The following is a 14,909-nucleotide window of genomic DNA, read 5'->3' as shown; positions in this document are numbered from 1 at the left end:
CTCGGTTAGACATCGTTCAAACTTCCCAACCTGATCTAGGACTTTAGTCCTATTGGCGATAGGAGTTTAGTCACAGTCATGCCTGCGATCAGTTGGGAAAAACATCTCTGGTGTTAGTGCCCTCGTTAACCTAGAGTAGAGACTATCTCCGATCATGATTGCGCTTGCCACACCTGGTTTTCTGCCATGCTCCGTCACTCATCTACTGCGTGGTTTCGTCCCTTCCCCAATCATTCCTTTCACGTCATTGTGTACCTGGAATGGATTCTGTTAGGGATTACGCTACTACTTGCCATCCGACCGCATCGGTTTGGTGTTAATTTCGCGGCGTTATGGTATTTCATTCCCTGTTTGATTGGCTTTGGTTTGATGGGCTTCCGATTGCCGATCGCTAACCTGCGTCACAAAATTTTGTATACCGGGGCGGAGTTTGGGCTGTTATTTCTCCTCTTTAGCCTGGATAACCGCATTGGGTTTTTCCCATTACTGGGAGTGATTATCGTCATTCGTAGTTGTCTGATTTTTCAACAAGCGGGTCGGTTAATCGTCACGGGGTTAGTCTTCGTCGCATTTCTGATGATGCAATTTCTGGGGATGCCACCGCCCCCTCCCCGAGGACGACCGGGCGGAGAGATTCCGGAAGCGATCGCCAGTACCATTCTGACGCTGAAACTGAATACGGCGGTCACCTTTGGACTTGCCTTACTATTCATTTTATTATTAGTTAATGCACTGTTGGCAGAACGTCAGAGCCGCGAAAAATTATTATTGGCAAATGATCAGTTACGGCAATATGCTTTACGGATTGAGGATCAGGCAACGCTACAAGAGCGCAATCGGATTGCGCGTGAAATTCATGATGCGTTAGGTCATGCCTTGACTGCACAAAGTATTCAGTTAGAAAATGCCTTACTGTTTTTGCCACCCAACTCTGAAAAAACTGAGTCATTTTTACGAGAAGCAAAACAATTGGGGTCTAGGGCGTTGCAGGAAGTGCGGCGATCGATTGCCACCCTGCGATCGAATCCGTTACAAGGGCAATCGCTAGAAACAGCCATTCTCAGGGCGGTAGAGGAGTTTCAACGTGTGACTGAGATTGCTCCAAGTTGCCAAATTCAACTGACTCAATCGATTCCCACAGAAATTAGTACCGCCGTTTATCGGATTGTGCAGGAATCACTCACGAATATTTATAAGCATAGTGCGGCAACTCAGGTGACAATAGTGGTACAGGACGATCGGGGTCGGCTCAAACTACAAGTGATGGATAACGGACAGGGATTTGATCCAACGGGCAACACCACTGGCTTTGGGCTGCAAGGAATGCGAGAGCGCACAACGGCATTAGGTGGTCAGTTTGTTTTGACCAGTCAAGTTCAGCAAGGGTGCCAAGTTAGTGTGGTGATTCCATTACCTCAGCCTGTGTTATGACCAAGATTCGGCTGCTACTAGTCGATGATCAAATGATTATTCGGCAGGGATTGAAAAGCTTGTTGGAAGCCAAGCCAGATCTAGAAGTCGTAGGGGAAGCGGAAAACGGGCAGCACGCGATCGCGCAAGTCGAAGCCTTACATCCTGATGTGGTGTTAATGGATGTGCGGATGCCGATTATGGATGGAGTGGCGGCTACCCAGCGGATTTGTCAGCAGTTTAGTGATACCAGAGTTCTGGTGCTGACAACCTTTGATGATGATGATTATGTCTCGCAAGCCATTCGGGCGGGGGCACAGGGCTATTTACTCAAAGATACCCATTCGGATGATCTCGCAGCGGCAATTCGCGCGGTGCATAAAGGGTATACCCAAATGGGGCCGGGTTTGCTAGAAAAAGCGATTGCGGCTCCCCCTCCTCTCGTTCCTTCCCAACCTGTCCATTTGCCTACTGAACTGGCGGGACTGACGACGAGAGAACGAGAAGTATTGTGTTTAATTGTGGCAGGAGCCAGTAATCGCGAAATTGCCGAAGCTCTATTTATCTCAGAACGGACTGTAAAAAATCACATTACGCGCATTCTCAGTCAATTAAATGTGCGCGATCGGACGCAAGCCGCCATGTTAGCCAGTGCCTTTTTACCGTTATTGCAAGTGCCATCCTGATCACAGCCGATGTAAGCTAATACTGTGAGAGATCATTCAGGACACCCCTATGACCATTGCCCCGCTAACCTGGACAGAACTTGCCGCCCTGACCGACTGGCAAGTTGATCCGATCAATGGTTTGACCAATGCCCAAGCGCGATTACGGTTATTTGGGCAGAGTGAATCGGCAGTGCGAGTCACCCTCTATCGTGATCACCATGCCTGGTGTCCCTACTGTCAGAAGGTGTGGCTGTGGCTAGAAGAAAAACAAATTCCCTATCGCATCGAAAAAGTGACCATGTTTTGCTATGGGGAAAAAGAACGTTGGTACAAGCAGAAGGTGCGATCGGGCATGTTGCCAGCCTTGGAACTCGATGGGCAACTGATTACCGAAAGTGATGATATTTTGCTTGCCCTAGAACACGCCTTTGGCCCGTTGGCGCAGGGGATGGAAGATCCCCAAGTCCTGTCTCTACGACGGCTGGAACGCTTGCTGTTTCGAGCCTGGTGTGCCTGGTTATGCTATCCCCCCATCATGCCGCAACAGGAACGCCAGAACCGCGACCAATTTATTGAAGTGGTAAATAAGGTCGAACATGCCTTAGCTAGTACTCCTGGTTCCTATTTCTTAGATACCTTTGGGACAGCGGATGTCATCTTCACGCCCTATGTGGAACGGATGAATGCCAGTTTGTACTATTACAAAGGCTACTCAATGCGTGAGGTCAATCCTCGATTGGCAGACTGGTTTGATGCGATGGAACGCCGATCGACCTATCGCGGTACCCAAAGTGATTTCCACACTCACGTCCATGATTTACCGCCACAGATGGGAGGTTGTTGGGAAAATGGTGAACCCCAAACTCGCTTAAACCAACAGCGAGTCGATCGCGGCCCCTGGTTTGGCTTGCCAGATGCGACGTATCCAGAACCAGCCAATTCTCGTCAGGAAGCACTCTATCGGGTCATTAAGCACCACGCCAACATGATTCGCGTCAACCCAGCCGATGATCAAGTAGTTGATCAAGCATTGCGCTGTGCCCTGACCTTAATGATGACAGGTGAGAGTTGTTCCCCTCCCCCCGGCTCAGACTCGGCACTACGATATTTGCGCGATCGCATTAGTGTGCCACGGGATATGTCCATCTATGCAGCTAAACGATTGAGAACTGCATTGGAGGAAACGGCGGCTTTGGTTGGTGATGGGCAAGGAACTCCGATTCCGGTAAAACACCGTCGGGATCAAGATCCAGCGAACTTCGCCAAAGTCTGAATCTGCAACGGCATGTCGATCGACCATTGAATGTTGCAGCCATTTTGGGGTCAAAGTGCGGCTAGCGATGGGTAACCGTAAAGTCATCTATGGTCTTTAGTGTAAAGCGCCTTCCTCAAAGTTACTCCAGACTGCGCCACAAGTACCAGGAGGCGATCGTGCGGTAGGGTTGCCAGGGTTGTCCCAATTGTTGTACTTGGGATTTTGTGGGCAAATCGGGCAACTGATAGGTACGGCGAATGCCAGCTCGAATGCCCAAATCATCAACGGGTAAGACATCCCAACGGTGTAAGCGAAAGATCAACAGCATCTGGACTGTCCAGCGCCCAACTCCTTTAATGGGCAGGAGGGTTTGAATGATCGCTTCATCCTCCATCTGTGCCAACTCAGCCATGCTGGGTAATCCATTCAACACCTGTTGAGCCAGATCCTTAAGGTAAATGGCTTTCGATCGGGAAATTCCCGCACTCCGTAACACATCGTCGGGGGTTTCTAAAATAGCCGTGGCGGTAGGAAATGGCTGTGGATAGAGTTGAAGAAAGCGCTGATAGATGGTGCTTGCGGCTTTGCCTGATAGCTGTTGGTAGATGATCGATCGCGCCACACACGCCAAGACATCCCCCGATTGCTGCACCTGAGCTAAGCGGCATTCTCCTACCTGTCCAATCAGTCGAGCCAGGGTAGGATCAGCCTGTTGCAGGGCAGCGATCGCGATGGAATAATCCATATAATTCAATACTAATCACAGTCAAGCCAGTTGAAAAGCAATATTTTTAGGATAGCCAACTGATTGTCCGATCAGGTAGATTATCCTGTATTGCATCCAAACTCAGTAACTCATGAAAATCCTGCTGGTTGAGGATGATACAGTGATGAGTACAGCGTTGGCAGAAATGCTAACCGCGAACCATTACATGATTAATCTGGCGGTAGATGGGCAGACTGGATTAGATTTAGCCAGTGCTGTAGACTATGACCTGATTCTACTGAACTTACAAATTCCCAGGTTGGATGGGATTAGTTTATGTCGGCAATTACGATCGCAGGGCTACGAGAAGCCGATTCTATTACTGACCAGCCAAACGACTGATGCCGACATTGTTGCCGGATTAGATGCTGGAGCCGATGATTATGTAATCAAACCTTACACCCCAGAAGCCTTATTAGCCAAATTGCGTGCCTTATTACGGCGGAGTGCAGTTGCGGGTGTCGCTAAAACTCCAGCGAGTGTTGCTCAGGTTGGCGATCGTAATTCCGCTTTGACCTTAACCTGGGGGGATCTGTGTGTAGACCTGACGGCGGGGCGAGTTACCGTAGGAGAACAGGTGATTCCGCTGACGGCAACTGAATACAATCTATTGGAATTGTTTTTGCGTCATCCCGATCGCATTTTTAGCCGTAGTGCCATTCTGGATCGGTTATGGGGCTTTGATGATGCGCCGACGGAACGCGCGATCGTGACGCATGTTAAAGATGTGCGGAAGAAACTCCGGGCAGGGGGGTTGACTGAAGATTTACTTGAAACCGTTTATGGCATGGGCTATCGCCTGAAGGCTGCTCCTCAACGGGTAGAGACGGCGATCAAGCCAACGGCTACCGTCGGCGATCGTTCCTTCCAGCAACCAAAATCTCGCGCCAAGAACACAATAGCGATTAACCAAGTTCTAAAGCGATTTCGGGATTCGTTTAAAGCCCAGATCACGATCCTCGAACAGGCAAAGTTGGCCTTGCTGACCAATGAACTGTCTCCAGACTTGCAGCAAGCCGCCCAGCATGAAGCGCATAAACTGGCGGGTTCAATGGCATCCTTTGGCTATCCAGACGGTTCCCAGTTGGCACGATCGCTAGAACATTTGTTGCGCTTCGATCGCCGCCTCACAGCTCCGGAAATTGCCCAATTTGCTCAACTGGTCACGGCATTACAGCACGAACTGACACAATCGCCGAAACGGGCAGCCGTGTCGCCAGCGCCGATGTTGCAAAATTATCGGGTACTGGTGATTGATGATGATACCGCGTTGACCAAACAGTTACAGGCAGAAGCTGAGTCCTGGGGGATCCGGCTCAAAGTAGCGGCTGATTTGGCAACGGCTCGATCGCGGTTAGCTTTGGCCAGTCCAGATATTGTGTTGTTGGACTTAAGTTTTCCGCGAACTCAGGAAGATGGATTAACACTATTACATGAGTTATCGGAGCGATCGCCGAATCTCCCTGTGATTATCTTTACGGGGCGGGACAGTTTAGCCGATCGCTTAGCGGTTTCCCGGTTGGGGGCGCGGCAGTTTCTCCATAAACCCGCCACGACGGAACAGATCTTTCAAGCGATCGCCCATACCTTACCCCCTCCTGCCCTGGCTGAAGCTAGGGTGTTGATGGTGGATGATGATGCCACCACCTTAGCCGCCCTTTCCTCGGTGCTGACTCCTTGGGGGGTAGATGTGATCACCTTAACGGAACCCCAACGATTCTGGCAGGTGCTCATCACCAGTGCGCCCGATTTAGTCGTGTTAGATTTGGAAATGCCATTAGTGAGTGGACTGGAATTATGTCAGGTGGTACGGCAGGATGCCCAATGGGGAGATCTCCCCGTTTTGGTGGTGACTGCCCATACCAACGCGGACGCATTGCAACAGGCCTTTGCGGCGGGAGCCGATGATTTTATTACTAAACCCGTGTTAGGGCCGGAATTAGTGACGCGAGTGCTCAGCCGGATTGAACGTCGGAGATCTCGCCAGAAAGCAGGCTAAATTAATATAGATTTTTTAGAGAAATGTATGAGGGGCTATCAATACGTTCTACCTTACGCGGTTGCGTTGAGTGCGACTACGATCGCCCTGTTGCTATCGCTGGGGCTATCACCGTGGTTTGCCTCTAGTCTGAGTGGCTGGTTTTATCTGGCTGTGATATTCAGTACGGGGTATGCCGGTTGGCGATCAGGGGTGCTTGCCGCTGTTCTGTCAACATTACTGATGAATGATGTCTGGTCGTTGCCACGCTTCCCATTCACGTCGAGGTATCTAGAAGCGATTGCTCAATTAGCGCTATTGCTGCTAGTGGTGGTAGGGATTGATTGGCTAACTCGACGCATTCCGCATCGCCAGAGAACAGAACCGGATGGTTCGATCGCCGGTGATCGCTCTGCGGCGGCACCATGGCAGCAACAGGTGCAACAACAGCGATTGACTATGGAAATGTCGCACCGGATCCGGCGATCGCTCAACCTTCAGGAGATTTTGCAAACGACGGTGGATGAAGTGCGTCAGTTTCTCCAGACCGATCGCGTGATCATTTTCCAGTTTGCCCCTAATTGGAGTGGTCGGGTGGCCGTGGAATCAGTGGGAGGTGAATGGATCGCCATTTTATCGACCGAGATTTATGATCCTTGTTTTGGTCAGGATTATATTGAACCGTTTCAGCAAGGCTTAGTCACGGCTAAAGCCGATATTTACACGGCAGGAATTAGCGACTGTCACCTCAATCTGCTGTCCAATTTTCAAGTGCGGGCAAATCTCGTGGTACCCATTCTGTTAGGAGAAACCCTGTGGGGCTTATTAATCGCCCATCATTGTGCGGCTGCCCGAGCATGGCAAGCGTCAGAAATTGATTTGCTCAAACAGTTAGCGGCACAAGCAGGCATTGCCATTCAGCAATCCGCTTTATTTGCCCAACTCCAGACCGAACTGACCGAGCGCCGCCAAGTTGAACAAGCTCTGCAACAACTGAATAGTGAGTTAGAACAGCGAGTTGCCGAACGGACGACCGAATTGATCCAGGCAAACGATCGCCTGCAACAGGAGTTAACCGATCGCGTCAGGCTGCAACGGGAACTTTTGCAACGGGAGCAGTTACTCGATGGGTTTTTTAATGCTGCCTCTACTGCCAATATTGGTTTGAGTATTCACGACCAAAATCTGCGGTATCTCAAAATCAATCAAGCCTTAGCCGACGTGAATGGTTTACCGATCGCGGCTCATTTAACTCAGCAGAATACAGACCTTCCAGCGATCGCGACTGAACTGGTATCGAACCTGCAACAGGTGATTACCACTGGACAGCCCATGTCTAATTTAGAATTATCCGGGACGATACCCAGCCAACCAGGAGTGCAACGAGATTGGTTAGTTTCCTATTTTCCCATTCTTGCTGAAATTAATCAGGCGATCGCCGTAGGAACGATCGTCTTAGATATCACTGAACGTAAAAAAATTGAGCAAATTAAGAATGAGTTCATCGGAATTGTCAGTCATGAACTCCGCACACCGCTCGCCGCTATTCAACTATCTTTAGGCTTATTAAAAACTGGAATTTACAATCAAAAGCCCGATAAATTTCAACGTATGATTGAAATTGCCCTGATTGACACCAATCGCTTAGTGAATTTGGTCAACGATATTCTAGATTTAGAGCGCTTAGAATCGGGACGTGCCGTTTTAGAGAAAACCCGGTGTCCAGCGATCGATTTAATGCAACAGGCGGTGGATAGTGTGCAGGTGCTTGCCACTCAGCAACACATTACCCTTACCGTTGTGCCGACGGATATCGCAGTTTGGGCAGCCGCCGATGCCATTTTGCAAACCCTGACCAACCTGTTAAGTAACGCGATCAAATTTTCACCGTCCGGTAGCACCGTTTGGTTAAGTGCTAAACCGATCGACGCGATCGCTCCCCCTAGTTCTCCCCCCTCCTCCCTATCTTCCCCCTCCCCCGCCATTCTCTTTGCCGTCAAAGATCAAGGACGCGGCATTCCCCCCGCAAAACTAGAAACCATCTTTGAGCGATTTCAGCAGGTTGATGCCTCTGATTCCCGGTCTAAAGGGGGTACGGGGCTAGGGTTGGCGATCTGCCGTAGTATCGTTGAGCAGCATGGAGGACAAATTTGGGCTGAAAGTAGTCCAGAAGCTGGCAGTACATTTTTCTTTACGCTACCCCGAGAGGATTAGTCATGACGGCTCGACGGATTTTAGTGGTCGATGATGAAGAACGCCTCCGCGAACTGATCCAGGCGTGTTTAGAAGACTTAGCCGGTTGGCAAACCAGGGTGGCGGCATCGGGAGCAGAAGGTTTACAAATTGCCCAGACAGACGCGATCGATGCGATCGTGCTGGATGTGTCGATGCCAGAAATGAATGGCTTTGAAGTTTATGAAAAACTACAGGCAAATCCTGCCACACAGGCGATCCCAGTAATTTTTTTAACCGCTAAGGTATTACCAACGGATCGCGATCGGTTTGCCCAACTCGGGGTAACGGGTGTGATTACCAAACCGATCGAACCGATGACCCTGACAGAGGAGATTGCCGAAATTTTGGGCTGGGTAGTTTGACAGTTTCCTCTATTTGCCAGGAAATCTTTACCAGTTTTTTACCATTATTCCTTAGCCTGCTCTTACGTATCTATCTATCCCATCGCCTTGTGAAGGATATTGAATTGGATGTCCTTCACAATTCTCTTTCTGCGTGTAGGTGAGAGAGGTAGGACGATCGTGGGGATCTCAGGATTAGTTTCTCTATCCTTTGAGCTTGAATGATTCTGGGGTTTACTAAGCTGAATTATGACCACTAAAACAATTTTGGTCATCCACCACGAGCCTAACATGCTGGAGGTGGTACAAGCCTGCTTAAGTGATTTGGGGGGCTGGAATGTCCTCACGGCAACATCACCAACCGATGGGTTACAGCAGGCTACTCTCAAACAACCCGATGTGATTGTGCTGGATTTGCCGTTAGCTGGACAACACCACTTGACCCTGTTGGAACAACTGCGATCGCAGTCAGCGACTCAAGCCATTCCGATCATCCTATTAGCCACGAGGGCAAAATGGCTCGATCGCCAGCAACTACAGCGGTATCAAGTGGCAGGAGTTATTACTAATCCCTACGATCCGGTGTTCTTGCCTGGGCAAATTTCCACATTACTGGGCTGGGATGGCACTGCATAATCTGATATTTAAGACATATTAGGATTTGTAACGAAGCTATAACAAGGATGGGGTTTTTACCAATTTTTTATTTTTTATCTTTAGGGTCAGATTGTAGATCAGCCAACGAATCAGTAACCACTCGATTGCCGCTCCATCTATTCTGCGCTTCATAATTTTTCCTTTTTTAAGAGGCTTTATGGCTAACTGCCCATGCTGTTCTAATCAAATGCTCCGCCACGTTCGAGCCAATCAAACCTACTGGTTTTGCCGTCACTGCTGGCAAGAAATGCCCAACTCGATTCTGAATGGCTATAGCCCATCAACCAGCTTAGTTGCATTAGTCAAACTAAACCAACGCCCTGCTGCTATGGTGTTAGCGTAGGGGTACGCACGAAATAACTTCACAAAGTATCCGGGTTGGGTTTAGCCGAGAAATTGACCCTACCCAAGGGGTTCTGGGTACATAGCAAATTGAGGGATTGCCGTCCGATTAGGTTGGGTAAGGTACCATTTCACTGGGTGAATGGACGTTAGCGTGATCTGGATCGGCGGTTTCTCCAGGGGGATGTTCTTCGATGCATAAGGTGGGTTGGCTGTCTAAGCTGATCCAGACCTGATAGGTTGTCTTGGATGCTGTAATCACTACCTGCATCTGGTGTTCCATCAACGCCCAGGCCAGGGAATAGACCTGCTGACGATGGCTTTTGTCAAAGGTGCGGCAATGACGAAATAATTTGTGCTCCCAGCGCATTCCGGCTTGTATTTGTCCATCTAACCAAAACTTGAAGAAACAGACATAGTCTTCGGAGATCAGGAGTGGCTCCATTGGAAGTGACTCATAGGTAGTGAACGTCAATTAAATAGATTGAAAGGTAATCAAGCGTTAATCAAAGGTATTCAAGTTAGACGATCGGGAATGAAGACGTGCCTAAAGCAGGTTTTATTTAGAGGAACCAATTACCTTGTGACTCAAGGCTGGAACGTTTACAGCCGTACTCTCAGTTCTGCTGGCATTAGAAGGACTGCAATACCTGGCGCTTTGCCGTTAAAAGCATAACTGGAGTTGACGGAACAACTGAATTCCCACACGGTTTAATTAAGGTTGTTCGGCGATCGCGGTCACGGTGACAGCTATCAGGATGCTACGGTAGTGCTTCTGAGGTGGCAATGATCAGCCTGTGACTGAGAACGGGTGTTTCATCTCCCCGATTGGATTAACGTTTGATATAGAGTCGTTTTAGGCAAAGACGATGGCGATCGTGGTCAACCTCATCGCTTGATCTAAGACGTTAAAGCTAAAAGTGGGACAAACTTGTGGAACCGGCATCCCTGCAAGAATCTGTAATGCCTTTCTATTAAACGTAGACAAGAAATACATTAATTCACAGAAATTCAATTGGGTTGTTGAGATCCCCGCTTGATTGACGAATGCCTGTGTGGTTGAAAGGTTGATGCCAGGGGAGCCTGCTGAGAGATGCTCCTGAGTAACCCAACATTTTCACAATTCCAAAGATGCGATTAGCGATGATCAGCCAAATCTAGCAGATTGTCGGCTGAATCTAGTAAGCACTACAGGAGAAAAGGCTGGAATCTTAACCATTACCAATCCGAAGTGCTGCTAAGTAGACTTGAACAACCATTGATCATGAATGAATCGGTAGCTAGGAGCTATCGGGGCGATCGTCCATTCACTCAATCAGGCGGTGCTGATGTGAAGAATGAACTAATGAACAATGTTCCCGAAAACAGCCTCAATCATGAGTTGAAATCTGAGTGAATTCCTGGTTTCGGTCATGGTTGCGAAATCCTGGAAACGTTGTTCCATGTATTCGCCTATGCCATCATGCCCCGAATTGCTCCTATGTAACGATCGGTTGTATCACCAAGTACAACAGTTGAACTTAACTCATTTACGAGTCCGAGTTGACTTTGTGCGAGTACCGGTTGCCGGTTTGGCTTTGCCAGCAGTGGATTGTTTGGTACTGGTTCTAGCTTTCGCGGCGCTGCCCCGGCGTGAAGACGTTGGTTTAGCGGTAGAGCTTTCCGACTCATCCGAACTAACGGCGGTTTCAGTTGTCGTCTTTGCCTTCCCTCTGCCACCCCGTGACTTGGCTGGAGCGGCTTCAGTTGACTGACTCGCTCTGCCTTTAGTAGTGGTTGAACCTTGACCAACACTGTCCTCATCGGCTGTGTCGGCTTGCCCCAAACTGGCAACATCAGATTGAGATTTAGTCCCTTTAGAGAGTCGTTTGCCGCTGCGTTTGCCAACCGGCACATAGTTCTTTAAGGTGGCAGCGCTGATGACAATGCCGTTGTCTTTAAGAATGACGGCTAACTCTGGATAACTATATCCCTTAGCCAGTGCAGCTTGCAGGGGGGCTTTGAGTTTAGCAACAGCTTGCTTAAGCGATAGCTCCTCTTTTTGTTTCTCCGGTAATGATTGTAAAGCCGAGTGAGCATCAACCAGGGTTGATTGTTTGACGGCTGTACCTCTTGCTCCTTTAGTCATGACTGCCATAGGTTGAGTATCCTACTAATGTATGATTTTGATTTTATGATTTAAATCCCAGAATGAAACAATTATTGGTGACAGATTAGAAATTGAATTTTTTAATCGACTCTTTCCAGTGCTGTTTGAGGTGATTGCGCTACCCGAAGACTGTGATTGAGCGCAAATTCTGGACTCACAGGGTTGTGATAACGGTAATGCTGCCGATGTTGTCCGTTACTTGCCTGGTTTTATGGCTTGTCAAATAATGCTCTTCTGTTGTAGTGCCCGCGCTAAATCAGAGTTTACATGAGCTGGGGGACGGATGCCGCCCCAGGAGAACGATGATAAGGACAACTCCTATGCATAACGGAGGGCAAACTGATCTTTGTCCCGCTTGCACTAATGTTGGCAGTCTACCCTGATGGCAGGATGCCCTCGATCGCACACGGAGCAACATCAAACTGGCACAGGAACTGCATCGATAGACGATATGGCGAGTAATCTAACCAAGCCAATCGGTTAAATGCTATGGGTTCAACGGTAGGGGCTACAGGCTGGTCATTGCCAATGTGGACTCTGGGCTGGTGATTGCCTAAATGTTTCAAAGTCTGCCTGGTTCGCTATACAGTTTAATTGCAATAATTGGGTGAATTCAAGCAAATTAGATTGTTTCCCTGGCTGAGATCATTAATTGCTTGATTGACACTTTAGCTGTTAGTCGATCGGGGAAGGAGAGAACAATTATATTTTCGCGATCGCCATATAAGTTTGCTTATTTACCTTGATTGTAGCTTACTTTATATCACTATCAAGAAAATAAATTTAATACTTGTGCATAATCCCTAACCAGACTATTATGAATGGTTGAATTTTGCCTGAATTCAACTGTTAGAGAGATGACACCTTAAGCAAGTCCTACACAACTAAATCGGAGGAAATCATTTGCTTAAAATATTTAGCTGCTTGACCTGCTCTACAAGCTGTGTCATAGCCGTTCTCAACCATTGACTCGCGCTCAGGCGATCGGTGTAATTTATTTGCTCATGCAGTCATTGAGGGTAAACTCTCCTGAACGAAATCCGATTTTGTTTCCTAAGGAAATAGTGAAAATCTGTTTCTGTATCAGTCTACTTTTTTCTCTCAAATGCCTGTTTTGCGTGAATAAATTGATCAACTTTGTATCATTTATGTCCCACCATACTTATTTTTGGGTGTTCTCTGTCTTTAGTTAGATTGACATGTTTGTTTGGTTAAGAAAAAGGGCAAACTGCCAAGGTGGGCTTTACAAACCGCGTTTGCCCTCAAGACAAACTTCACTCTATTTCTGAGGGGAAAACAATTGTTAGATTCAAATGTCAGCGTTCTAAGTAAACGCGATGGTTTTGGCATGACTACACAACCTAATTCGCTGAATTTCGTGGCAATGCCCTTGCATGCGTCATCGAATGAATTGACGGTTAGAGCCATGTCGAGTGCGGCAAATCAGGGGCTACAGGGTAGCTATTATGTCGGTCGCAATTTCAATCAGTTGCAAGCCACGCGCGTTGATGCCAGTGTTGATTTTGATTGGGCACAGGGTTCACCAACTTCCACGATCGGGCAGGACGATTTTTCCGTCCGCTGGACGGGAACCATTCAACCGCAATACTCCGAAACCTATACTTTTTACACGAATGCCGATGACGGTGTGAGGTTATGGGTAAATGGGCAATTGTTGATTGACAATTGGACAGATCATGCCGTGACGGAGAATAGCGGCGCGATTACCTTAGCGGCGGCGCAAAGCTATGACATTAAACTGGAGTATTACGAGCGATCGGGGGATGCGATCTGTCAGTTGCTGTGGTCAAGCGATAGTCAGATTAAAGAGATCATTCCATCCACCTATCTATCACCAACGGGCTCCGATGTATTTGCGACTGTGACCGACACGGCGAAACGGGCAGCAACGTTTGTAGACTCGATCGGCTTTAATACTCACCTGCACTACTACGACACCGCTTACGGCGACTTCTCGTTGATTAAGCAACGGCTACAAGAAGCGGGAATTCAACATATTCGGGATGGGGGCAGCGATCCCACCTGGGTTCAGCGGATTAATCAGTTAGGCAGTGAAGGGATCAAAACCACGGTCGTGATCGATCCCAATATTGGGGTGGGACCGGATGCCTCCTATGACATTAAGCCACCGGGTTATCAGGTGTTGAACTTTGTCAAAAACATTATTCCACAGGGGACTGAAGCGGTTGAAATTCTGAATGAATTCGATCTGTGGTATCAAAGTGGGTATTCTCGCAACGGTCAACCCGTGACCAGCGATAACTGGGTCGCCTATCTGCGTGACTTTACGCGGGATACCTATAACCAGATCAATAGTGATCCGGCAACTCAGGATATTGCCGTTATCGGACCATCGTTTGTCTATGGTGATTCCAGTCAGGCAATGGGTGATCTGAGTCAGTGGGTCGATTATGGCAATATGCACCCCTATAACTATCCCAGCTATCCGGGGAATGGCAATTTGAATCAGGAAATGAGTACACGATCGCTGCCGTTTCGTAACCTGCCGATGATTGCCACGGAAGCGGGATATCACACGGCAGATACCACCAACGATCGCGCGGTGTCGGAGGCGGTGCAGGGCAAATATATTCCCAGAGTGTTCCTGAATAATTTCAATCAGGGGATCTACCGTACCTTCTCCTATGAATTGATTGATCAAAAGCCCATTCCCCACGATGGGGAAGCCAACTTTGGCATTCTTCGCTATGATGGCTCACCGAAACCTGCCTTTACGGCGGTGAAGAACTTGATTCAATTACTGGATGATACGGAAACCAACTTCACCCCTGGGACATTGAATTACCGCTTAAGTGGCAACACCAACTATCTCCAGCAAACCCTGTTGCAAAAGCAGAATGGCGATTTCTATCTGGTGTTGTGGTTAGAAGTGCCCAGTACGGATCAAGTCACTAGCCATCAGGTGACATTAACTCTGAATACGGCGATCGAGCAAGCCACCACCTATTTACCGAATGAATCTGCCGATGCTATGGCTCAAGTGACCTCCCCGACTCAGTTAACCCTAACGGTGCCCGACTCTCCGCTAGTTGTGAAACTAACTCCGCGATCGACCAGCTAACCAAT

The 14,909-nt window shown here is 48.4% G+C and carries 12 protein-coding genes; 9 read left to right on the top strand and 3 right to left on the bottom strand.

Annotated elements, in window-relative coordinates; genetic code table 11:
* Positions 1 to 186: 186 nt before the first annotated feature.
* From ACN4EK_RS00955 to ACN4EK_RS00945, 3 genes are read left to right on the top strand one after another with little or no spacing between them, the layout of a single operon-like run.
* On the top strand, positions 187 to 1,431 hold the full coding sequence (locus ACN4EK_RS00955) for a sensor histidine kinase (RefSeq protein WP_431655447.1): 1,245 nt from the start codon (positions 187 to 189) through the stop codon (positions 1,429 to 1,431).
* Positions 1,428 to 2,096 (top strand): response regulator transcription factor, encoded by a 669-nt coding sequence (locus tag ACN4EK_RS00950; RefSeq protein ID WP_431655446.1) that lies wholly within the window; start codon positions 1,428 to 1,430, stop codon positions 2,094 to 2,096. Before ACN4EK_RS00955 ends, ACN4EK_RS00950 begins: the two co-directional genes overlap by 4 nt.
* Before the next feature lie 49 nt (positions 2,097 to 2,145).
* Positions 2,146 to 3,351, top strand: coding sequence for a glutathione S-transferase family protein (locus ACN4EK_RS00945; RefSeq protein ID WP_431655445.1), 1,206 nt, complete (start codon positions 2,146 to 2,148; stop codon positions 3,349 to 3,351).
* A gap of 121 nt (positions 3,352 to 3,472) precedes the next feature.
* Here ACN4EK_RS00945 and ACN4EK_RS00940 read toward each other — a convergent pair whose 3' ends face one another.
* On the bottom strand, positions 3,473 to 4,078 hold the full coding sequence (locus tag ACN4EK_RS00940) for a DNA-3-methyladenine glycosylase family protein (protein ID WP_431655444.1): 606 nt from the start codon (positions 4,076 to 4,078) through the stop codon (positions 3,473 to 3,475).
* A gap of 112 nt (positions 4,079 to 4,190) precedes the next feature.
* Here ACN4EK_RS00940 and ACN4EK_RS00935 point away from each other — a divergent pair, with 112 nt between their 5' ends.
* The 5 genes from ACN4EK_RS00935 to ACN4EK_RS00915 all read left to right on the top strand — a co-directional run bounded on the left by ACN4EK_RS00935 (position 4,191) and on the right by ACN4EK_RS00915 (position 9,653).
* Entirely contained in the window at positions 4,191 to 6,098 is a 1,908-nt protein-coding gene (locus tag ACN4EK_RS00935; protein ID WP_431655443.1) for a response regulator, read from the top strand.
* Between the two features lie 27 nt (positions 6,099 to 6,125).
* Positions 6,126 to 8,291 carry an ATP-binding protein gene (locus ACN4EK_RS00930; RefSeq protein ID WP_431655442.1) on the top strand — a complete coding sequence of 722 codons (2,166 nt, stop codon included), beginning with the start codon at positions 6,126 to 6,128 and terminating at the stop codon, positions 8,289 to 8,291.
* 2 nt (positions 8,292 to 8,293) lie between these two features.
* Positions 8,294 to 8,674 carry a response regulator gene (locus ACN4EK_RS00925; RefSeq protein ID WP_431655441.1) on the top strand — a complete coding sequence of 127 codons (381 nt, stop codon included), beginning with the start codon at positions 8,294 to 8,296 and terminating at the stop codon, positions 8,672 to 8,674.
* Positions 8,675 to 8,902: 228 nt separating this feature from the next.
* A complete protein-coding gene (locus ACN4EK_RS00920) occupies positions 8,903 to 9,289 on the top strand; it encodes a response regulator (protein ID WP_431655440.1) in 387 nt (128 codons plus the stop codon).
* 208 nt (positions 9,290 to 9,497) lie between these two features.
* Entirely contained in the window at positions 9,498 to 9,653 is a 156-nt protein-coding gene (locus ACN4EK_RS00915; protein WP_431655439.1) for a hypothetical protein, read from the top strand.
* Positions 9,654 to 9,761: 108 nt separating this feature from the next.
* Here the strand turns inward: ACN4EK_RS00915 and ACN4EK_RS00910 are convergent, their stop codons facing one another.
* On the bottom strand, positions 9,762 to 10,097 hold the full coding sequence (locus ACN4EK_RS00910) for a hypothetical protein (protein WP_431655438.1): 336 nt from the start codon (positions 10,095 to 10,097) through the stop codon (positions 9,762 to 9,764).
* Between the two features lie 1,080 nt (positions 10,098 to 11,177).
* A complete protein-coding gene (locus ACN4EK_RS00905) occupies positions 11,178 to 11,789 on the bottom strand; it encodes a hypothetical protein (RefSeq protein ID WP_431655437.1) in 612 nt (203 codons plus the stop codon).
* Between the two features lie 1,360 nt (positions 11,790 to 13,149).
* Between ACN4EK_RS00905 and ACN4EK_RS00900 the strand changes: the two genes are divergently transcribed.
* Positions 13,150 to 14,904 carry a PA14 domain-containing protein gene (locus tag ACN4EK_RS00900; protein ID WP_431655436.1) on the top strand — a complete coding sequence of 585 codons (1,755 nt, stop codon included), beginning with the start codon at positions 13,150 to 13,152 and terminating at the stop codon, positions 14,902 to 14,904.
* Positions 14,905 to 14,909: the final 5 nt, after the last annotated feature.

This window comes from Pantanalinema rosaneae CENA516 (genome assembly GCF_050753385.1).
In the GTDB taxonomy this organism is placed as follows: Bacteria; Cyanobacteriota; Cyanobacteriia; order Leptolyngbyales; family Leptolyngbyaceae; genus Pantanalinema; species Pantanalinema rosaneae.
The sequence above is the reverse complement of the archived record's forward strand: the minus strand, read 5'-3'. Positions and strand labels throughout refer to the sequence as shown.